At 55.1% G+C, this 21,011-nt stretch carries 19 protein-coding genes; 11 read left to right on the forward strand and 8 right to left on the reverse strand.

The window, feature by feature from the left end; all coding sequences use genetic code 11:
- Window positions 1–55: 55 nt before the first annotated feature.
- From gshB to metK, 6 genes are all read right to left on the reverse strand, one after another.
- Window positions 56–1,003 carry a glutathione synthase gene (gshB, locus tag AC1VYI_RS05755; protein WP_029739222.1) on the reverse strand — a complete coding sequence of 316 codons (948 nt, stop codon included), beginning with the start codon at window positions 1,001–1,003 and terminating at the stop codon, window positions 56–58.
- A gap of 19 nt (window positions 1,004–1,022) precedes the next feature.
- On the reverse strand, window positions 1,023–1,754 hold the full coding sequence (gene rsmE / locus AC1VYI_RS05760; protein ID WP_045403915.1) for a 16S rRNA (uracil(1498)-N(3))-methyltransferase: 732 nt from the start codon (window positions 1,752–1,754) through the stop codon (window positions 1,023–1,025).
- A gap of 51 nt (window positions 1,755–1,805) precedes the next feature.
- Entirely contained in the window at window positions 1,806–2,513 is a 708-nt protein-coding gene (endA, locus tag AC1VYI_RS05765) for a deoxyribonuclease I (protein ID WP_023333343.1), read from the reverse strand.
- A 94-nt stretch (window positions 2,514–2,607) separates the two neighbouring features.
- Window positions 2,608–3,105 carry a SprT family zinc-dependent metalloprotease gene (locus tag AC1VYI_RS05770; protein WP_032667932.1) on the reverse strand — a complete coding sequence of 166 codons (498 nt, stop codon included), beginning with the start codon at window positions 3,103–3,105 and terminating at the stop codon, window positions 2,608–2,610.
- A gap of 58 nt (window positions 3,106–3,163) precedes the next feature.
- Complete coding sequence (gene galP / locus AC1VYI_RS05775) at window positions 3,164–4,561, reverse strand: galactose/proton symporter (RefSeq protein ID WP_023309123.1); 1,398 nt, start codon at window positions 4,559–4,561, stop codon at window positions 3,164–3,166.
- Between the two features lie 360 nt (window positions 4,562–4,921).
- Entirely contained in the window at window positions 4,922–6,076 is a 1,155-nt protein-coding gene (gene metK / locus AC1VYI_RS05780) for a methionine adenosyltransferase (RefSeq protein ID WP_008499745.1), read from the reverse strand.
- A gap of 425 nt (window positions 6,077–6,501) precedes the next feature.
- On the opposite strand from metK, the gene AC1VYI_RS05785 reads away from it, so the two are divergent.
- The 4 genes from AC1VYI_RS05785 to speB all read left to right on the forward strand — a co-directional run bounded on the left by AC1VYI_RS05785 (window position 6,502) and on the right by speB (window position 10,063).
- The gene (locus AC1VYI_RS05785) at window positions 6,502–6,645 is read left to right on the forward strand and encodes a hypothetical protein (protein WP_418250466.1); all 144 of its coding nucleotides are present in this window, start codon (window positions 6,502–6,504) and stop codon (window positions 6,643–6,645) included.
- Window positions 6,646–6,739: 94 nt separating this feature from the next.
- The gene (gene yqgB / locus AC1VYI_RS05790; protein ID WP_127341063.1) at window positions 6,740–6,871 is read left to right on the forward strand and encodes an acid stress response protein YqgB; all 132 of its coding nucleotides are present in this window, start codon (window positions 6,740–6,742) and stop codon (window positions 6,869–6,871) included.
- Window positions 6,872–6,879: 8 nt separating this feature from the next.
- Window positions 6,880–8,856: a biosynthetic arginine decarboxylase gene (speA, locus tag AC1VYI_RS05795; RefSeq protein ID WP_023309121.1), complete on the forward strand. Its 1,977-nt coding sequence runs from the start codon at window positions 6,880–6,882 to the stop codon at window positions 8,854–8,856.
- Window positions 8,857–9,142: 286 nt separating this feature from the next.
- Window positions 9,143–10,063 carry an agmatinase gene (gene speB, locus AC1VYI_RS05800; RefSeq protein WP_014071686.1) on the forward strand — a complete coding sequence of 307 codons (921 nt, stop codon included), beginning with the start codon at window positions 9,143–9,145 and terminating at the stop codon, window positions 10,061–10,063.
- Between the two features lie 52 nt (window positions 10,064–10,115).
- On the opposite strand, the gene AC1VYI_RS05805 is transcribed toward speB, so the two are convergent.
- On the reverse strand, window positions 10,116–11,384 hold the full coding sequence (locus AC1VYI_RS05805) for an OprD family outer membrane porin (protein WP_134867169.1): 1,269 nt from the start codon (window positions 11,382–11,384) through the stop codon (window positions 10,116–10,118).
- A 210-nt stretch (window positions 11,385–11,594) separates the two neighbouring features.
- Complete coding sequence (gene loiP, locus AC1VYI_RS05810; protein WP_021242066.1) at window positions 11,595–12,353, reverse strand: metalloprotease LoiP; 759 nt, start codon at window positions 12,351–12,353, stop codon at window positions 11,595–11,597.
- Between the two features lie 272 nt (window positions 12,354–12,625).
- Here loiP and tkt point away from each other — a divergent pair, with 272 nt between their 5' ends.
- From tkt to AC1VYI_RS05845, 7 genes are all read left to right on the forward strand, one after another.
- On the forward strand, window positions 12,626–14,617 hold the full coding sequence (gene tkt, locus AC1VYI_RS05815; RefSeq protein ID WP_045355615.1) for a transketolase: 1,992 nt from the start codon (window positions 12,626–12,628) through the stop codon (window positions 14,615–14,617).
- 328 nt (window positions 14,618–14,945) lie between these two features.
- Window positions 14,946–15,965 carry an erythrose-4-phosphate dehydrogenase gene (gene epd, locus AC1VYI_RS05820; protein WP_134867170.1) on the forward strand — a complete coding sequence of 340 codons (1,020 nt, stop codon included), beginning with the start codon at window positions 14,946–14,948 and terminating at the stop codon, window positions 15,963–15,965.
- A 49-nt stretch (window positions 15,966–16,014) separates the two neighbouring features.
- Window positions 16,015–17,178, forward strand: a complete 1,164-nt coding sequence (gene pgk, locus AC1VYI_RS05825; protein ID WP_023309116.1) for a phosphoglycerate kinase — start codon at window positions 16,015–16,017, stop codon at window positions 17,176–17,178.
- Window positions 17,179–17,270: 92 nt separating this feature from the next.
- A complete protein-coding gene (fbaA, locus tag AC1VYI_RS05830; protein WP_008499731.1) occupies window positions 17,271–18,350 on the forward strand; it encodes a class II fructose-bisphosphate aldolase in 1,080 nt (359 codons plus the stop codon).
- Between the two features lie 185 nt (window positions 18,351–18,535).
- Window positions 18,536–19,390 (forward strand): small-conductance mechanosensitive channel MscS, encoded by an 855-nt coding sequence (locus AC1VYI_RS05835; RefSeq protein WP_023309115.1) that lies wholly within the window; start codon window positions 18,536–18,538, stop codon window positions 19,388–19,390.
- A gap of 145 nt (window positions 19,391–19,535) precedes the next feature.
- Window positions 19,536–20,171 carry an arginine exporter ArgO gene (argO, locus tag AC1VYI_RS05840; RefSeq protein ID WP_021242063.1) on the forward strand — a complete coding sequence of 212 codons (636 nt, stop codon included), beginning with the start codon at window positions 19,536–19,538 and terminating at the stop codon, window positions 20,169–20,171.
- 91 nt (window positions 20,172–20,262) lie between these two features.
- The gene (locus AC1VYI_RS05845) at window positions 20,263–21,003 is read left to right on the forward strand and encodes an oxidative stress defense protein (protein ID WP_023309114.1); all 741 of its coding nucleotides are present in this window, start codon (window positions 20,263–20,265) and stop codon (window positions 21,001–21,003) included.
- Window positions 21,004–21,011: the final 8 nt, after the last annotated feature.

Genomic DNA, 21,011 nt, shown 5'->3' on the forward strand with positions numbered 1-21,011 from the left:
GACAGCGCCCAGTATGGGGACAAACACAGGCGCTGTCACTAATAGTATTGTTAGGTTATTTCTGTAAACGTTTTTCGATAGCGTCCATCAGCATTCCGGTGATCGAAATCGGGAATTCCGCTTCAATTTCACGAATGCAGGTCGGGCTGGTGACGTTCACTTCGGTCAGACGATCGCCGATGATATCCAGGCCAACGAAGATCAGGCCTTTGGCTTTCAGCGTTGGGCCAACGCGGCGGGCAATTTCCCAGTCGCTTTCGGTCAGCGGGCGCGGCTCACCGCGGCCACCGGCTGCCAGGTTCCCACGAGTTTCGCCACCCTGCGGGATACGCGCCAGGCAGTAAGGAACCGGTTCGCCATCTACCACCAGAACGCGTTTATCGCCGTCTTTAATCGCCGGAATATAGTTCTGCGCCATGCAGTAACGCGTGCCCAGTTCGGTCAGCGTTTCGGCAATCACGCCAATGTTCGGGTCGCTCTCCTTAACGCGGAAAATCGACGCGCCGCCCATGCCGTCCAGCGGCTTCATGATGATATCGCCGTGCTTCTGCCAGAATTCCTTCAGCTGCGCTTTGCTGCGGGTCACCAGGGTTTCCGGCGTCAGGTCAGAGAACCAGGCGGTGTAGAGCTTCTCGTTGCAGTCGCGCAGGCTCTGCGGCTTGTTGACGATCAGCGTGCCTTTCTCTTCTGCGCGCTCAAGGATATAGGTGCTGTAGATGTATTCGGTGTCGAACGGCGGATCTTTACGCATCAGGATGACGTTGAGATCGGCCAGGGCAATATCCTGCTCGGTGCCGAACTCGTACCATTTGTCGTAGTTCTGCTCGACGTTAACGATGCGGGTGCGGGCGCGAGCTTCACCGTTGATCAGGTAAAGATCGTTCATCTCCATATAGTGGAGTTCATAGCCGCGACGCTGCGCTTCCAGCAGCATGGCGAAGCTGGAATCTTTCTTGATGTTAATGTTTGCGATGGGGTCCATCACGATGCCGAGCTTGATCATGTTCTTCTCCGTTAATGCTTCAACCCAGATCGCCAAACCGTACCTGTAGCGCGGTAATGGCCGTGAGTGCCGTTGTCTCAGTGCGCAGAACGCGAGGTCCCAACAGAATATCAGTAAACTGGTAACGTGCCGTCATCGCAATTTCGTCCGCCGACAGGCCGCCTTCGGGGCCAATCAGCAGGCGTACGCGCTCAACGGGCAGGGGCAGCGTATTGATGCTGGCGCTGGCGCGCGGATGAAGATTGAGCTTCAGCCCGCTTTCCTCTTCTGCACACCACTCCTCCAGATCCATCGCCGGGCGGATCTCCGGAATACGGTTGCGGCCACTCTGTTCGCAAGCCGCAATGGCGATTTTCTGCCACTGCTGGATCTTTTTGTTCAGACGTTCCGCATCCAGTTTAACGCCGCAGCGCTCAGAAAAAAGTGGCGTAATGAGGCTTACACCCAGTTCAATGGATTTCTGTATAGTGAACTCCATTTTCTCGCCGCGCGACATCACCTGGCCCAGATGGATGTGCAGCGGTGATTCCCGATCATCCACTTCGCCACGCAGGACGTTAACGTGTACGCTTTTTTTATCAGACCGCGTGATTTCCGCGTCGAAAACCTGGTTCGAGCCGTCGAACAGCTGTATTGCCTGGCCTGCGCCCATGCGCAGCACGCGGCCAACGTGGTTGGCGGCGTCATCAGACAAGGCGATTTCGCGGCCTGCGGTAATCAGTTCAGGATGGTAAATGCGGGGAATGCGCATAGTCAGAAATTCCATGTGTCATGCGATATAAGCGAATTGCCGTAGTGTAGGTTAGCTCTTTTGCGCCTGGCAAGCCCGCTGGACGTAAGGGTTGTGATTCCCCTGGACTCTGGCGATACGTTCGTCGCGCTGGCATTCCCACTCCGTCACCGGGTACTGCTTGTCCCAGGCGTTGAACAGCTGCGTCTGCTGGCGGGAGAGGTTGAGGTCGTAACGGTCACGCATATAGAAGTAGGTGCGGGCAATGCTGCCGCGCGCGCGGGCAGGGGGCTCGGCGACTTTCTCTTTAAAATCAACCTTCATACCGCACTGGCCGTACTGGCCTTCGCCACCGTTCCACTGGCTGTACATGAAATTACCCCGGTCGCCGTTCACTTCACCTACGGCAGGCTGCAGGTTATGCATATCGCTTTCCATCTGGCGATAAACCGGATCTTTGGCGCAGTTTTTACGTCCGCCATCCTGCCAGCACTGGCGCTGGTGGCCAAACTGCCAGGCCGGAACGACATGTTCCCATTCAATGCGACTGGCGCGATTTTCGTTTTTACGCACCTTATAGCCGCAGGACTCAAGGTCAACGACCCCTTTTTTACCCTGCCAGTTAATTTTACAGCCGCAGTAGAAATCGCCCGGCACATCGGCGTTTACCTTCACGCCTGCTGCCTTGGCCTGGGAAAAACTGTTGATACCGTCGGCCAGAGCATGGCCTGAGAGCGCCGTCGTCAGAAAGGCGACCGCGAGAGAAAAATTACGGGACATCTTACACTCCGTGTCAAAACGAGCCCGCAACGTAACGAATGTTGTTCCCGTATGCAATCAGTCAGATCAGGAAAGTTCCTGAAAGTTCAGATGATTATTCCGCAACCAGCGGCTCGCCGCATTTGACGCAGCGGTAGGTCGCCTCGCCGCGCACCACGCGATTATGGCGGCGGACGGTAAGCTGGTGCAGCTGACACTGGCAGCGGTAGGGGAAGGTATTGCGGCGCACCGATTCCAGCTCGAACTGATGGGTGCGGCGTGCCGGAACGCCGAGCACCGCTTCCATCATCCACTTCCACTCCTTGCCGTGGGGCGCGACGCGTCCGAAGTGTTTCCACACCAGCAGATGCGCCAGCTCGTGCGGTACCACTTCCTCGATAAACGCCTGCTGGTTTTCCATCATCAGCACCGGGTTAAGGCGGATCTCATACGGCTCGAGCCAGGCGGTACCCGCCGCGGTTCCGCGCTGCTGATAAACGATCTTAGGTTCAGGGTAATTACGGCCGAGCTTCAGGTTCGCCTGGGCGAGTTTTTCCCGCAGGCAGCGCATAACGGCTTGCTGAAGGGCGATGGGGAGACGGGGTGCTTTCATAGGGGCAGAGCATAAAGCGCGAAGCGGGGAGGCGCAAGAGGCGCCTCCCGCGTGAGGATCAGTCGTGGGCGCCGATTTCGCGCAGCGGACGACCTTTCATCAGGTTACGTTCAATATGTTCCAGAGAAACGTGTTTGGTTTCTGGAACCAGCCAGATTGTCAGCACAATAAAGAAGATATTCAGACCTGCGTAGACCCAGAAGGTGTTCGCGTTGCCCAGGGTATTGAGCATGGTCAGGAACGTTGCGCCGACGATCATGTTGGCAATCCAGTTGGTTGCGGTAGAGCAGGTGATACCAAAATCACGCCCTTTCAGCGGCTGGATCTCAGAGCACAGCACCCAAATCAGCGGGCCAGCGCTCATTGCAAACCCGACGATAAACATCAGCAGCATGCCGACCGCAAAGTACTGGGCGGTTGGTGAGTGAATGCCCACATGCATCATGGTACCGAGGACACCCATACCGGCTGCCATCACCAGGAAGCCCAGCGTCAGCGTTGGCTTACGTCCCCAGCGGTCCACCAGACCGATGGCGATAAAGGTCGCCAGCACGTTGGTCAGACCCACGATGACGGTCCCCCACATTTGTTCGGTGGTGTTGGTATAGCCCGCCAGCTCAAAAATTTTTGGCGCGTAATACATGATGACGTTCATCCCGGTGAACTGCTGCATCACCTGAAGCAGTACGCCAAGGAACACCGCGCGGCGGAAGTTGCTGTTCTCTTTAAACAGCGCCCAGCCGGACTGTTTGACCTTCAGGCTTTCGCGGATCTCTTCCAGCTCGTTTTTCGCTTCGGCGCTGGTATCGCGCAGGCGCATCAGCACGCGTTCGGCATCGTGGAATCGACGTTTGGCGGCGAACCAGCGCGGGCTGTCCGGCAGGAAGAAGACGCCAATCAGCAGCAGAATGGCCGGGATGATGATCACGCCGAGCATCCAGCGCCATGCGCCGCTGTAGCTAAACGCGGTATCGGAAAGATACGCGCCCAAAATACCGATGGTGATCATGAGCTGGTACATCGAAATCATACTGCCGCGGATTTTCTCCGGCGCGATTTCAGACAGGTAAAGCGGGGCGGTATAGGACGCCACGCCCACGGCCAGGCCGAGCAGCACGCGGGAAACCAGCAGGACCTCAACGTTAGGCGCAGCGGCAGAGAAGAGTGAACCGGCAACGAACAGGATCGCGCCGATCATCAGGCTCTTTTTACGCCCGAGCTTGAAGGAGAGCCAGCCGCTGCCGACGGCCCCCACGGCCGCGCCAAACATCATGGAGCTGACCACCCACTCCTGGGTATGAGCGCTGATCTGGAACTCGTCAGTGATGAAAGGTAATGCACCGGCAATGACGCCGATATCCAGGCCAAAAAGTAATCCTGCCAGGGCGGCGAGGAAACAGACGAAGAATGTCATCGCCTTGTTGGACGTACGCCCCTGTTTTTTATTGTCAGGCATTATGCCCTCCAGTTGGGTTATCAGTTTTATTGATGTAAAGGGTAGGTGAGTGACCCGTAAAAATATGTGAGATTAATCACATAGGTGTAATCGGTTACACTAAGGTGCAACCGTAAAAATAATTAAAGCTTTGAAAATATAGAGGTAAACGAGGTGATATGCATCGCGAAAGAACACATTTCAGACTTAACTGAAAGGAGATGTAACAGCAGAAGAATGGCGATCATGCAAAGAGAATATTCTGAAAGCGAGACGCATCCGGTGCGGTGTAATCGGTTCCATATGTGCGCCTTTGTGGCGTCACCCGACAAAAAAAGGCCAGCCCGAAGGCTGGCCTTTTATCACGCAGATGTCAGTCGATTACTTCAGACCGGCAGCTTCACGCAGCAGGGCGGCTTTGTCGGTTTTTTCCCATGGGAAATGTTCACGACCAAAGTGACCGTATGCAGCGGTTTCTTTGTAGATTGGGTGCAGCAGATCCAGCATCTGAATCAGGCCGTATGGACGCAGGTCGAAGAACTCGCGCACCAGCAGAGTCAGCTGTTCTGAAGGCACTTTCTCGGTACCAAAGGTTTCAACCATGATGGAGGTTGGCTCAGCCACGCCGATCGCGTAGGAAACCTGGATCTCACAGCGGTCAGCCAGGCCGGCAGCAACGATGTTTTTCGCCACATAACGCGCCGCGTACGCCGCAGAACGGTCAACTTTAGACGGATCTTTACCGGAGAACGCACCGCCACCGTGGCGCGCCATGCCGCCGTAGGTATCAACGATGATTTTACGACCGGTCAGGCCGCAGTCACCCATTGGGCCGCCGATAACGAAGCGTCCGGTTGGGTTGATGAAGAATTTGGTCGCAGAGCTCAGCCATTCGGTCGGCAGAACCGGCTTGATGATCTCTTCCATCACTGCTTCCTGCAGGGATTTCTGATCGATGTCTTCGGCGTGCTGGGTAGACAGAACCACCGCGTCAATACCGACGATTTTACCGTCGTCGTACTGGAAAGTGACCTGGCTTTTCGCATCAGGGCGCAGCCACGGCAGGGTGCCGTTTTTACGCACTTCAGCCTGACGCTGCACCAGACGGTGTGCGTAGGTGACCGGTGCTGGCATCAGCACGTCGGTTTCGTTGGTTGCATAGCCGAACATCAGGCCCTGGTCGCCCGCGCCCTGTTCCAGCGGATCGGCACGGTCAACGCCCTGGTTGATGTCTGGAGACTGTTTGCCAATCGCGCTCAGAACCGCGCAGGAGTTGGCATCAAAGCCCATATCAGAATGCACATAGCCGATCTCACGCACCGTATTACGGGTGATCTCTTCGATATCAACCCATGCGCTGGTGGTGATCTCACCGCCAACCAGAACCATGCCGGTTTTGACATAGGTTTCGCACGCTACGCGCGCTTTTGGATCCTGCGCCAGGATCGCATCCAGCACCGCATCGGAGATTTGGTCAGCAATTTTATCAGGATGTCCTTCTGATACGGACTCGGACGTAAACAGGTGTTTTGCCATGTTTTATTTCACCTAAGAGGAATTTGGTTAGCTCAAGCTGCTGTGTGGAATAGCCAAAGGAGATAATTCTACCAAGGCCTGCAGGTTTTTGACACTGGCAGTATGAGTGTTAATCAGTATAGATGGATTAACATCTGGATGGCTATTTTAGGTCACTTCTTCGCCCGATTTCCAGTTTTTTTTGACTAACCTCTCACTCAGTTGAAATTGCGGCTGGCAATAATTCCTGACGGCCCCGGCAACACGCACATTTATCTTTTGCTTTTTACCCCTGTTCTCGGTATAAAACGCGGCGCGCGGCTCATATAAAATAAGCGCTCGATGAACTCATCGTGTCGCCACTTCCAGCCGGGTTAAGCAGTGAACTTTTAGCTTTGGCTTGGGGTCCGTTTCAGCAGAGGCGGCCGTGGAGGTGATACGAGATAATGAACCATCGTTTTCCGCTAATTCAGCGCAGCCGTTCTGGCGCGCATTTGATTCCCGCAACCCGCATTTCTAGTCTGCAAACCTGCCGATGTTATACCCATCTCGGCGCTTCTCAGGATTCCAGGGCCGGTCACGCTTTGTGAAAACTGAACAAGGGCGCTCTTGTTAATACAAGAGTTTTCTCGTGGTTTCGCCGAACCTTGTCATACAGAGTTCGGATACGTGTTTTACAATGATATGAATAAGAAACCGGTCGCACGGTCTGGATTTCAGCATACTCTGCTGGGAAACGGAGCCGTTTATGGGTTGTTATCGCCGTATAACGCTGCGATAGTAGTCAACTGTTTTACACTTATTACAAAGAGTTGAGGTTCGCTATGTCTGACGACATGTCTTCTTTTTCGCCTTCGTCAGCGGGCGAACAGGGTGTACTACGTTCTATGCAGGAGGTTGCGATGAGCTCCGAGGAAGCCAGCAAGATGCTGCGCACTTACAATATTGCCTGGTGGGGCAATAACTACTACGACGTTAACGAACTGGGCCACATCAGCGTCTGCCCGGATCCAGACGTCCCTGAAGCGCGCGTGGATCTCGCGAAACTGGTGAAAGCCCGTGAGGCTCAGGGCCAGCGTTTGCCTGCACTGTTCTGCTTCCCGCAGATCCTGCAACATCGCCTGCGTTCTATTAACGCCGCGTTCAAGCGCGCGCGTGAGTCCTACGGCTATAAAGGCGACTATTTCCTGGTTTACCCGATCAAGGTGAACCAGCACCGCCGCGTGATTGAATCCCTGATCCATTCCGGCGAGCCGCTGGGCCTGGAAGCAGGATCCAAAGCGGAGCTGATGGCGGTTCTGGCGCATGCGGGCATGACCCGTTCAGTGATCGTCTGTAACGGCTATAAAGATCGTGAATACATTCGTCTGGCGCTGATTGGCGAAAAGATGGGCCACAAGGTCTATCTGGTCATCGAAAAGATGACCGAAATCGCCATCGTGCTGGAAGAGGCCGAACGTCTGAACGTGGTGCCGCGCCTTGGCGTGCGTGCGCGTCTGGCGTCACAAGGTTCCGGTAAATGGCAGTCCTCCGGCGGCGAGAAATCCAAGTTCGGCCTGGCGGCAAACCAGGTGCTGCAGCTGGTGGAAATCCTGCGCGAGCGCGGTCGTCTGGACAGCATTCAGCTGCTGCACTTCCACCTCGGCTCGCAGATGGCCAATATTCGCGACATCGCCACCGGCGTGCGTGAATCCGCGCGTTTCTACGTTGAGCTGCACAAGCTCGGCGTGAATATTCAGTGCTTCGACGTGGGCGGCGGCCTCGGCGTGGACTACGAAGGGACCCGCTCGCAGTCTGACTGTTCCGTGAACTACGGCCTGAACGAATACGCGAACAACATCATCTGGGCGATCGGCGATGCCTGTGAAGAGAACGGCCTGCCGCACCCGACGGTGATCACCGAATCCGGTCGCGCGGTCACCGCGCACCATACGGTGCTGGTCTCTAACATCATCGGTGTTGAGCGTAGCGAAATCTCCGAGGCAACGCCTCCGGCAGACGATGCCCCGCGTTCCCTGCAAAGCATGTGGGAAACCTGGCAGGAGATGCACGAGCCGGGCACGCGTCGTTCCCTGCGCGAATGGCTGCACGACAGCCAGATGGATCTGCATGACATTCACGTGGGTTATTCTTCAGGCACCTTCAGCCTGCAGGAGCGCGCTTGGGCGGAGCAGCTCTACCTGAACATGTGCCATGAAGTGCAGAAACAACTCGACCCGAGCAACCGCGCGCACCGTCCGATTATCGACGAGCTGCAGGAGCGTATGGCGGATAAGATTTACGTCAACTTCTCGCTGTTCCAGTCGATGCCGGATGCCTGGGGTATCGACCAGCTTTTCCCGGTTCTGCCGCTGGAAGGGCTGAACCATGCCCCGGAACGCCGTGCGGTGCTGCTGGACATCACCTGTGACTCCGACGGCGCCATCGACCACTACGTCGACGGCGACGGTATCGCAACGACGATGCCAATGCCGGAATACGACCCGGAGAACCCGCCGATGCTGGGCTTCTTTATGGTCGGCGCGTATCAGGAGATCCTCGGCAACATGCACAACCTGTTTGGTGATACCGAAGCGGTGGACGTGTTCGTGTTCCCTGACGGCAACGTGGAAATCGAGCTGTCCGATGAAGGGGACACCGTGGCGGACATGCTGGAATACGTTCAGCTGGATCCGAAAAAACTGCTCACCCAGTTCCGCGACCAGGTCAAAAATACCGGGCTGGACGATGCGCTCCAGCAGCAGTTCCTGGAAGAGTTTGAAGCGGGTCTGTACGGGTATACCTACCTGGAAGACGAGTAGGAAAACCTCCCTCTCCCTGTGGGAGAGGGGCGGGGTGAGGGCATCAGACCGCTAAGTCGCTGATGCCCGGTGGCGCTGCGCTTACCTAGCCTACGAACGTAGGCCGGATAAGGCGAAGCCGTCATCCGGCAGAATGCTATACTCACTTGAACCCGTATGCATTACCGGCGATAATTCGCCCCAATAAGCGATTTACGAATCAATCCCTTCCTCGTCGGGTTTAACGACGCGGAGGGGATTTTTTTTCATCTGTTTTTAATGTATCGACTTTAAAAGAGGTCAGGACATGAGCACTTTAGGTCATCAGTACGATAACTCTCTGGTATCTAACGCGTTTGGTTTTTTACGCCTTCCGATGAACTTCCAGCCGTACGACAGCGACGCTGACTGGGTGATCACCGGCGTGCCGTTCGATATGGCAACATCTGGCCGCGCGGGTGGTCGTCACGGCCCGGCAGCGATCCGTCAGGTTTCCACTAACCTGGCCTGGGAGCATAACCGCTTCCCGTGGAACTTCGACATGCGCGAGCGCCTGAACGTGGTGGACTGCGGTGACCTGGTGTACGCCTTCGGCGACGCGCGTGAGATGAGCGAGAAGCTGCAGGCGCACGCCGAGAAGCTGCTCGCTGCCGGTAAGCGCATGCTCTCCTTCGGCGGCGACCACTTCGTGACCCTGCCGCTGCTGCGCGCCCACGCGAAGCACTTCGGTAAAATGGCGCTGGTGCACTTCGATGCGCATACCGACACCTACGCGAACGGCTGCGAGTTCGACCACGGCACAATGTTCTTCACCGCGCCGAACGAAGGTCTGATCGACCCGAACCACTCAGTGCAGATCGGTATTCGTACCGAGTTCGACAAAGACAACGGTTTCACCGTGCTGGATGCGGGCCAGGTTAACGATCGCGGCGTCGACGACATCATCGCTCAGGTGAAGCAGATCGTGGGTGATATGCCCGTGTATCTGACCTTCGACATCGACTGTCTGGATCCGGCATTTGCACCGGGCACCGGTACGCCGGTCATCGGCGGTTTGACCTCAGATCGTGCCATTAAGCTGGTGCGCGGCCTGAAGGATCTGAACATTGTCGGGATGGACGTGGTGGAAGTGGCGCCTGCGTACGACCAGTCCGAGATCACCGCGCTGGCCGCAGCGACTCTGGCGCTGGAAATGCTCTACATTCAGGCAGCCAAAAAAGGCGAATAAGCCTCGCCTTGCGTGAAAAAAAACCTCTCTACTGAGAGGTTTTTTATTGCCTTCAGAACACGTTAAACGGGTATTCCACGTAAGCGCGGATCTCGTCCCCGCCCACGTTGTACTCGCTGGCGTTGCTGGAGACGCGCAGGACGGAGTAGCGCAGTTTCAGCTTCAGATCCTTCGCCGGACCATCCTGCACCTGGTACTGGATCTGGTTAAACCACTCGTGCTCTTTGCCGTTGCTGGTTTCAGAGGTTTTGATGTTATCGCCGCGCACGTAGGCGGTGGTCCAGCTCAGGCCCGGTAAGCCAAGGCCGGCAAAGTCCAGACCGTAGGATGCCTGCCAGGAACGTTCATCTTCGCCGTTAAAATCAGACCAGTAGGAGTTCGCCAGCCAGATGGTGTTACCGCCGTCACCCACGCCGCCCTTGTCGCGATAGCCGCCGTAGTTGTAGCCGGTGCTGCCGCTGCTCTGCTGGTACGCCACTTTGAACGTGTGAATGTCCCAGATGTAGCTCGCCGCCAGGCTCCAGATGGTGTTGCTGCGGCCCGTGTCGAGGCTGTCCGCGTAACCCTGGTCCAGACGGGAGTTATAGCCGTTGAAGTCGAGTACCAGCTGCTGCCCGGTGCTGAACGGCTGTTTGAAGTTCATGCCCAGGTACTGCTTGTTCATTACCTCTTCATTATGAGAGGCGTACAGCGCGCCGCTGAACTGGTCGTTAAACTGATAGCTCGCACCGCCGAAGGAGAGGCTCTTCAGCCCGCTGTCGTGGCGGTCATCGCTTTTACGCTGCTCGTCGGTGAAGTAACCAGCGTTGACTTCCAGACCGTCGATCTCTTTTGAGGTCAGCATGGTGCCGGTGTAGCTTTCAAACAGCAGGCGAGAGCTGTCGGCATTGATGATAGGCAGCTCAGGACGCTGATTCCCGTAGCTCAGTACGGTATTCGAGATGCGCATTTTGGCGGTGGCGCCAAACTTTGCCAGATCGGATTTTGCCCGGCCGTCATCTTCCTGCTTAAAGAAGTCGATGCCGCCCGCGCCGCTCTTGCCACGGCCGCCGTCCAGGCGCACGCCGTATTGAGCAATACCGTCCACGCCAAAGCCCACCAGCCCTTCGGTATAGCCGGATGCAAAGGTGGCGATGATCCCCTGACCCCACTCGGCTTTGTCCTGCTGGCCCTGATGGTAGTCGCGGCTGATATACGCATTGCGTAAAAACAGATCCAGATGGCTGTCGTCAATAAAACCCTGGCTGTCGGATTGCTGGCTTGCAGCGGCAGGTAATGCGGAAAATAAGCTTAAAGCAATTAATGATAATTCTTTTTTCACGGAGGGAACGTCTCTGTCTGGATATAGTAATTTGAATAACTGCGGGCGTGATAATTACCGGAAAAAGAGACCTTTGCAATAATTATGTGACCAGACATTTCAATGCGATAGGGCAGATTTGGCGGGGCTTTCAGGGGTGTTATCGATACGTGCTGTTAAGTTAACAATTCATGCGAAATAAAAAGGAGGCAAAATTGCCTCCTTCTGAAATTATTTAATTCCGTCTGCGGCCATACGGTCGCGAATATGCTGTGCGCGTTCTTCTGAGGCCGGGTGATCGTCAAACATGGAGCTTTGGCGTCCGGCTTCCAGCTTGGCCAGTTTTTCGAAGCTGGTGGCTAAGCCTGATGGATTAATGCCGCGTTTGCGCAACAGATCGTATGAGTAGTCATCCGCCTCGGACTCCTGACGCTGTGAGAACTGAGAGTTAACCAGCTTTTCACCCACGTCCCCAAGCTGTGACTGCGACAGGCTGCCAACGATACCGCCCGCTGAGGCCGCCGCTGCGCGGATGGCATTGGTGCCCAGGGCAACCTGCATCCCTTTCTTCACGTGGCCCAGGGCAACGTGGCCCATTTCGTGGCCGATCACCGCTTCCACTTCGTTGTCGGTCATCATGTCCATCAGTCCGCTATAGACGCGGATACAGCCGTTCGCCATCGCGAAGGCGTTCACGTCTTTCGCCATGTACACCTTGTAGTTCACCGGCTGGCCGTTGATGTTGTCGCCCAGCGCGGAAGCAATCTTATTCAGACGCTGCGTGTAGGTACTGTTAGCCGGCGCAAGCGTGGCTTTTCCGTCCATATCTTTACAGGCCTGGTCGCTCAGCGCTTTCACCTGCGCATCGCTCAGGGAATAGGCCTGAAAGGCCTCTGCGCCTGACGTCATCAGACCGTTAGAATCCATATTCTGACAGCCGCTCAGCAGGAGCGTTGTACCCAGGGCCAGCACTATTGCACGCATTTTCATGAGGTTGCTTCCGTACTCGTTAAACTGAATAAAATCCGAAAAGGGCACCGTCAGCGAAGCCGGTGTCGGGCTAAGTATAAGGAATATCTGCAGGGCCGGGCGAGCAGATTGCGCAACATGCGAGCATGATCCAGAGATTTCTTAACAAGCAAAAGAATGCTCCATGTACATGACTTGCGGCTTGGGTTACATTGTTGGCACTTTTTTCCGGCGTAGCCCAAAACGCGCTGTCGTCAAGGGCATGGCCTTTAACAGTCCGATCTGGAGTTAAAATGTCCTCACGTAAAGAGCTTGCTAATGCTATTCGTGCGCTGAGCATGGACGCAGTACAGAAAGCCAAATCCGGCCACCCAGGGGCTCCTATGGGTATGGCTGATATCGCCGAAGTCCTGTGGCGTGATTTCCTGAACCACAACCCGCAGAACCCGTCATGGGCTGACCGCGACCGCTTCGTGCTGTCCAACGGCCACGGCTCAATGCTGATCTATAGCCTGCTGCACCTCACCGGCTACGATCTGCCAATTGAAGAGCTGAAAAACTTCCGTCAGCTGCACTCCAAAACTCCAGGTCACCCGGAAGTGGGTTACACCGCTGGCGTAGAAACCACCACCGGCCCGCTGGGTCAGGGTATTGCTAACGCTGTGGGTATGGCGATTGCCGAGAAGACGCTGGCGGCGCAGTTCAACCGTCCTGGTCACGACATCGTAGACCACTTCACCTACGCGTTCATGGGCGACGGCTGCATGATGGAAGGCATTTCTCACGAAGTGTGCTCCCTGGCAGGTACCCTGAAGCTGGGCAAACTGGTTGCGTTCTATGACGACAACGGTATCTCCATCGACGGTCACGTTGAAGGCTGGTTCACCGACGACACCGCAGCACGTTTCGAAGCCTACGGCTGGCACGTAGTGCGTGGCGTTGATGGTCACGATGCTGACTCGATTAAACGTGCAGTGGAAGAAGCGCGCGCGGTGACGGACAAACCGTCCCTGCTGATGTGCAAAACCATCATCGGCTTCGGTTCCCCGAACAAAGCGGGTACTCACGACTCCCACGGTGCGCCATTGGGTGATGCGGAAATCGCACTGACCCGCGAAGCGCTGGGCTGGAAACACCCTGCATTCGAAATCCCGTCTGAGATCTACGCTCAGTGGGATGCAAAAGAAGTAGGCCAGGCGAAAGAAGCGGCCTGGAACGAGAAATTCGCTGCCTATGCGAAAGCGTTCCCGCAGGAAGCGGCTGAATTTACCCGTCGTATGAAAGGTGATATGCCGTCTGACTTCGACGCGAAAGCGAACGAATTCATCGCTAAGCTGCAGGCGAACCCGTCTAAAATCGCGAGCCGTAAAGCGTCTCAGAATGCGATTGAAGCGTTCGGCCCATGGCTTCCAGAATTCCTGGGCGGCTCCGCTGACCTGGCGCCATCTAACCTGACCCTGTGGTCTGGTTCCAAGCCAATCAACGAAGATACTGCCGGTAACTACATCCATTACGGTGTACGTGAATTCGGTATGACCGCGATTGCCAACGGTATCTCCCTGCACGGCGGTTTCCTGCCGTACACCTCTACCTTCCTGATGTTCGTTGAATACGCACGTAACGCCGTGCGTATGGCCGCGCTGATGAAACAGCGTCAGGTGATGGTCTACACCCACGACTCCATCGGTCTGGGCGAAGATGGTCCAACTCACCAGCCGGTAGAGCAGGTGGCTTCCCTGCGCGTGACCCCGAACATGAGCACATGGCGTCCATGTGACCAGGTTGAATCCGCGGTGGCGTGGAAATACGGCGTTGAGCGTCAGGACGGTCCAACCGCGCTGATCCTCTCCCGTCAGAATCTGGCACAGCAGGAGCGTACTCCAGAGCAGCTGGCGAACATCGCTCGAGGTGGTTATGTGCTGAAAGATTGCGCGGGCCAGCCGGAGCTGATCTTCATCGCCACCGGTTCTGAAGTTGAACTGGCGGTTGCAGCGTGGGAAAAACTGACTGCCGAAGGCGTGAAAGCGCGCGTGGTTTCCATGCCGTCTACCGACGCGTTCGACAAGCAGGATGCCGCTTACCGTGAATCCGTGCTGCCTAAAGCGGTTTCCGCTCGCGTGGCAGTGGAAGCGGGTATCGCTGACTACTGGTTCAAATACGTGGGCCTGAACGGCGCTATCGTCGGTATGACCACCTTCGGTGAATCTGCTCCTGCAGAACAGCTGTTCGAAGAGTTCGGCTTCACCGTTGAGAACGTTGTCGCGAAAGCGAAAGAACTGCTGTAAATGCTGTTTTGCCCGGTGGCGCGCTAGCGCTTACCGGGCCTACAAATGGCTCGAAAGTAGGCCGGGTAAGCGCTAGCGCGCCACCCGGCTTTTTTGTAGGCATTATTCCACTTAAAATGTGACGCAAGTCATATAGCGCGCTTATTCATCTGGACAGACATTCCTTTTATTCCCCGATTCGCTTATTCTTGCTGAAGCGTTTCAGTCGATTAAATGTTCGACAATTGACCAATCAATCGCAGTTTGTGACAGCAAGGATTCCCCTTCGGGCGTAGCTGGATTACTCTTTCAGCCACCTCAAACTCAGGGATTGCTTTGCAGGAGATCTATGACCGTACGCGTAGCGATTAATGGCTTCGGTCGCATCGGACGTAACGTGGTTCGTGCTTTATATGAATCCGGACGTCGGGCGGAAATAACCGTGGTGGCAATCAACGAACTGGCGGATGCTGCGGGCATGGCGCATTTGTTGAAATATGACACCAGCCACGGACGCTTTGCCTGGGACGTACGCCAGGAAAGAGATCGACTTTTTGTTGGTGACGACGCTATTCGCGTGCTGCATGAGAACAGCATCTCCGGGCTACCCTGGCGTGAACTGGGTGTGGATGTGGTGCTTGACTGTACCGGCGTGTACGGCAACCGCGAACATGGCGAAGCGCATCTTGCTGCAGGCGCGAAAAAAGTCCTGTTTTCTCATCCCGGCAGTAACGACCTCGACGCGACCGTCGTGTTTGGCGTCAACCAGCATGAGCTGCAGGCCGAACACCGCATTGTTTCCAACGCCTCCTGTACCACTAACTGCATTATTCCGGTCATCAAACTGTTAGACGATGCGTATGGCATTGAATCCGGCACCGTGACCACGATTCACTCCGCCATGCATGATCAGCAGGTTATCGACGCCTACCACCCGGATTTACGACGCACTCGCGCGGCGAGCCAGTCAATCATTCCGGTGGATACGAAACTGGCGGCAGGGATCACCCGTATTTTTCCGCAGTTTAATGACCGGTTTGAAGCGATTGCCGTGCGTGTCCCGACGATTAACGTCACCGCAATCGATCTTAGCGTGACGGTGAAAAAACCGGTAAAAGCCTGTGAAGTCAACCTGTTGCTGCAAAAAGCGGCACAGGGGGCATTTCATGGTATAGTTGACTATACGGAATTACCGTTGGTCTCAGTAGATTTTAACCACGACCCGCACAGCGCCATCGTCGATGGCACGCAAACGAGGGTCAGTGGCGCGCACCTTATCAAGACGCTGGTCTGGTGTGATAACGAATGGGGCTTTGCTAACCGAATGCTGGACACCACGTTAGCAATGGCCGCTCAAGGTTTCAGGTAAGACGCATTGTGCGTCTGCAAAACTTTAAGAATCAACGAGAGGATTCACCATGTCTGTAATTAAGATGACCGATCTGGATCTGGCTGGTAAACGCGTTTTCATCCGTGCCGATCTGAACGTGCCGGTTAAAGATGGCAAAGTGACCAGCGACGCGCGTATTCGTGCATCTCTGCCAACCATCGAACTGGCTTTGAAGCAGGGCGCGAAAGTGATGGTCACCTCCCACCTGGGTCGTCCAACTGAAGGCGAGTACAACGAAGAGTTCTCTCTGCTGCCAGTGGTTAATTACCTGAAAGACAAACTGTCCAACCCGGTTCGCCTGGTTAAAGATTACCTGGACGGCGTTGAAGTGGCAGCCGGTGAACTGGTTGTTCTGGAAAACGTTCGCTTCAACAAAGGCGAAAAGAAAGACGACGAAACTCTGTCCAAAAAATACGCTGCACTGTGCGACGTGTTCGTGATGGATGCATTCGGTACGGCTCACCGTGCTCAGGCGTCAACCCACGGTATCGGTAAATTCGCAGACGTTGCGTGTGCCGGTCCTCTGCTGGCTGACGAACTGGAAGCGCTGGGTAAAGCACTGAAAGAACCTGCTCGTCCAATGGTGGCTATCGTTGGTGGTTCTAAAGTTTCCACCAAATTGACCGTTCTGGATTCCCTTTCTAAAATCGCTGACCAGCTGATCGTTGGCGGTGGTATCGCGAACACCTTCGTTGCCGCTCAGGGCCACAACGTGGGCAAATCCCTGTACGAAGCAGACCTGGTTGACGAAGCCAAACGCCTGCTGGGTACCTGTGATATCCCGGTTCCAACTGACGTTCGCGTCGCGACCGAGTTCTCCGAGACCGCAACCGCGACTCTGAAATCTGTCAACGACATCAAAGACGAAGAGCAGATTCTGGATCTGGGCGACGTTTCTGCACAGAAACTGGCTGAAATCCTCAAAAACGCGAAAACTATCCTGTGGAACGGTCCTGTTGGCGTGTTCGAATTCCCGAACTTCCGCAAAGGTACTGAAATCGTTGCTAACGCTATCGCAGACAGCGAAGCGTTCTCTATCGCAGGCGGTGGTGACACCCTGGCAGCAATCGACCTGTTCGGTATCGCTGACAAGATCTCCTACATCTCCACTGGTGGCGGCGCATTCCTCGAATTTGTGGAAGGCAAAGTACTGCCAGCAGTAGCAATGCTCGAAGAGCGCGCTAAGAAGTAAGCCATTCAAGGGCAGGGAAACCTGCCCAATTTTCAGCGCGCTTTTAAGAGCTCGCACCTTTTCTAACGGCCGAAGATACAGGACTAAGCAACATGTCTAAAATTTTTGATTTCGTAAAACCTGGCGTTATCACTGGTGATGACGTACAGAAAGTGTTCCAGGTAGCTAAAGAAAACAACTTCGCTCTGCCAGCAGTTAACTGCGTGGGTACCGACTCCATCAACGCCGTACTGGAAACTGCCGCTAAAGTTAAAGCGCCAGTTATCGTTCAGTTCTCTAACGGCGGCGCTGCGTTCATCGCAGGTAAAGGCGTGAAAACTGACATTCCTCAGGGTGCTGCAATCCTGGGCGCTATCTCTGGTGCGCACCACGTACACCAGATGGCTGAGCACTACGGTGTTCCAGTTATCCTGCACACTGACCACTGCGCGAAGAAACTGCTGCCGTGGATCGACGGTCTGCTGGACGCGGGTGAAAAACACTTCGCGGCTACCGGTAAGCCACTGTTCTCTTCTCACATGATCGACCTGTCTGAAGAGTCACTGCACGAAAACATCGAAATCTGCTCCAAATACCTGGCGCGCATGGCCAAAATGGACATGACCCTGGAAATCGAACTGGGTTGCACCGGTGGTGAAGAAGACGGCGTGGACAACAGCCACATGGACGCTTCTGCACTGTACACCCAGCCAGAAGACGTTGATTACGCTTACACCGAGCTGAGCAAAATCAGCCCACGCTTCACCATTGCAGCGTCCTTCGGTAACGTACACGGCGTTTACAAACCAGGTAACGTGGTTCTGACCCCAACCATCCTGCGTGATTCTCAGGAATACGTGTCTAAGAAACACAACCTGCCGCACAACAGCCTGAACTTCGTCTTCCACGGCGGTTCCGGTTCTTCTGCTCAGGAAATCAAAGACTCCGTAAGCTATGGCGTTGTGAAAATGAACATCGATACCGATACCCAGTGGGCAACCTGGGACGGTATCCTGCAGTACTACAAAGCGAACGAAGCTTACCTGCAGGGCCAGCTGGGCAACCCGAAAGGCGAAGACCAGCCGAACAAGAAATACTACGATCCACGCGTATGGCTGCGCGCAGCCCAGACGTCCATGGTGACCCGTCTGGAGCAGGCTTTCAAAGAACTGAACGCAATCGACGTTCTGTAATTTGAGCTGCTAACAGCATCAGAAGGCCCGCAAATGCGGGCCTTTTTTATGCTTTTTCAATACCCTGTCAGACCTGTTTTTGTGATCTGTTTGGCAAAGCCGGTGCTTTTTGTTTACCCTTTACTGACCTGCCTGTCTCCATGGGGGATGGATTTTGTGTTTTGGTTTAACAAAAGGAAGAATAAATGGAACAACTCGATGTTGTAGACAGCATCAATAACGCCGGTAACTGGCTGGTGCGCAACCAGGCCCTGCTGCTGAGCTATGCCGTGAACATTGTCGCGGCGATTGCCATCATCATCGTCGGGATGATTGTGGCGCGTATCGTTTCGAACGCGGTTAATCGCGTAATGCTGGCCCGTCACATTGACGCCACGGTGGCTGACTTCCTCTCCGCACTGGTGCGCTACGGCATTATCGCCTTCACGCTGATTGCCGCGCTGGGCCGTGTTGGGGTGCAAACCGCCTCCGTGATTGCCGTTCTCGGTGCCGCCGGCCTGGCTATTGGTCTGGCGCTGCAGGGTTCGCTTTCAAACCTGGCGGCAGGCGTTCTGCTGGTCACCTTCCGTCCGTTCCGCTCCGGCGAATACGTTGACCTTGGCGGCATTGCCGGGACCGTGCTGCAGGTGCAGATTTTCTCTACGACCATGCGTACCGTGGATGGCCGCATCGTGGTCGTGCCGAACGGGAAAATCATTGCAGGCAACATTATTAACTTCTCCCGTGAACCGGTGCGTCGTAACGAACTGATTATCAGCGTGGCATACGACTCCGACATCGATCAGGTGAAGTCGCTGATTACTAATATCATTGCTTCAGACGATCGTATTCTGAAAGACAAAGAGCAGACGGTTCGCCTGAACGAGCTGGGCGCGTCCTCCATTAATTTCGTGGTGCGTATCTGGAGCAAAAGCAGCGATCTGCAAAACGTATACTGGGACGTGCTGGAACGCATTAAGCGCGACTTCGATGCCAACGGCATCAGCTTCCCGTACCCTCAGATGGACGTAAACGTCAAAAAAGTCAAAGAAGCCGAATAACTTCCCCCGCGGGCCCGGTAAGCGCTAGCGCCACCGGGCTTTATTCTTATAAGTGCTGCTAATCACCAATTAATATTATCCATTTCCTCTAATGTAATTCGCGCAGTATAGTCTCCTTCCAGAACAATACTGTGAGAATTTCGTCATGTTATCTTATTATTTTCAAGGGCTTGCCTTAGGTGCGGCCATGATCCTTCCCCTTGGCCCGCAAAATGCGTTTGTGATGAACCAGGGCATTCGCCGCCAGTATCATCTGATGATTGCCCTGCTGTGTGCGGTAAGCGATTTACTGCTGATCTGTGCCGGGATTTTTGGCGGCAGCGCATTGCTCATGCAGTCTCCCTGGCTGCTGGCGCTGGTCACCTGGGGCGGCGTAGCGTTTCTGCTCTGGTACGGTTTTGGTGCCCTGAAAACGGCGATGAGCAGCAACCTCGAACTGGCGAGCGCGGAAGTCATGAAGCAGGGCCGCTGGAAGATTATCGTTACTATGCTGGCGGTCACCTGGCTTAATCCGCATGTTTATCTGGACACCTTCGTGGTGCTGGGCAGCCTCGGCGGGCAACTGGACGTTGAGCCGAAACGCTGGTTTGCGCTGGGTACGGTTAGCGCCTCTTTCCTCTGGTTCTTCGGCCTCGCCATTCTGGCTGCATGGCTGGCTCCTCGTCTGCGTACGGCCAAAGCCCAGCGCATCATCAACACTCTGGTAGGGCTGGTGATGTGGTTTATTGCCTTTCAACTGGCAAAAGAGGGGATTCACCACGTTCAGGAATTGTTCAACTAATCCTTGTCTTATGGACAACTGAACAAGACCCGCTAAGCTTGCTGGCATGCGCCCTGTTAATGGGCACTCTTCGCAACATGGAGGAATAACAGTGAAGTTTAAGGTGATGGCCCTGGCGGCATTAGTAAGTTTTGGTGCGGTGTCGGTGCAGGCAAGTGAACTGCCGGATGGCCCGCACATCGTCACTTCAGGCACCGCAAGCGTGGACGCGGTACCCGATGTCGCAACGCTGGCAATTGAAGTCAATGTGTCTGCGAAAGATGCGGCATCTGCCAAGAAGCAGGCTGACGATCGTGTTGCGCAATACCTCTCTTTCCTTGAGCAGAACGGTGTCGGTAAAAAAGATATCAACTCCGCGAACCTGCGTACTCAACCCGATTATGACTACCAGAATGGTAAAAGCATCCTGAAAGGCTACCGTGCCGTGCGTACCGTCGAAGTGACCGTGCGTCAGCTGGATAAGCTTAACTCGCTGCTGGATGGCGCGCTGAAGGCGGGTCTGAACGAAATTCGTTCCGTATCGCTGGGCGTTGCGCAACCGGAAAAATACAAAGACGAAGCGCGTAAAGCGGCGATTGATGATGCCATTCATCAGGCGGAACAGCTGGCTTCAGGCTTTAAGAGCAAGCTCGGCCCGGTTTACAGCGTGCGTTACCACGTCTCTAACTACCAGCCAAGCCCGATGGTACGGATGATGAAGGCTGATGCTGCCCCGGTGTCTGCTCAGGAAACATACGAGCAGCCAACCATTCAGTTTGACGATCAGGTGGATGTGGTGTTCCAGCTGGAGCCAACTCAAACTCAGCAAACTGAGGCGGCTAAGGCGCAGTAATTTGCCCT

This window comes from Enterobacter sp. QK-SA4 (genome assembly GCF_056856775.1).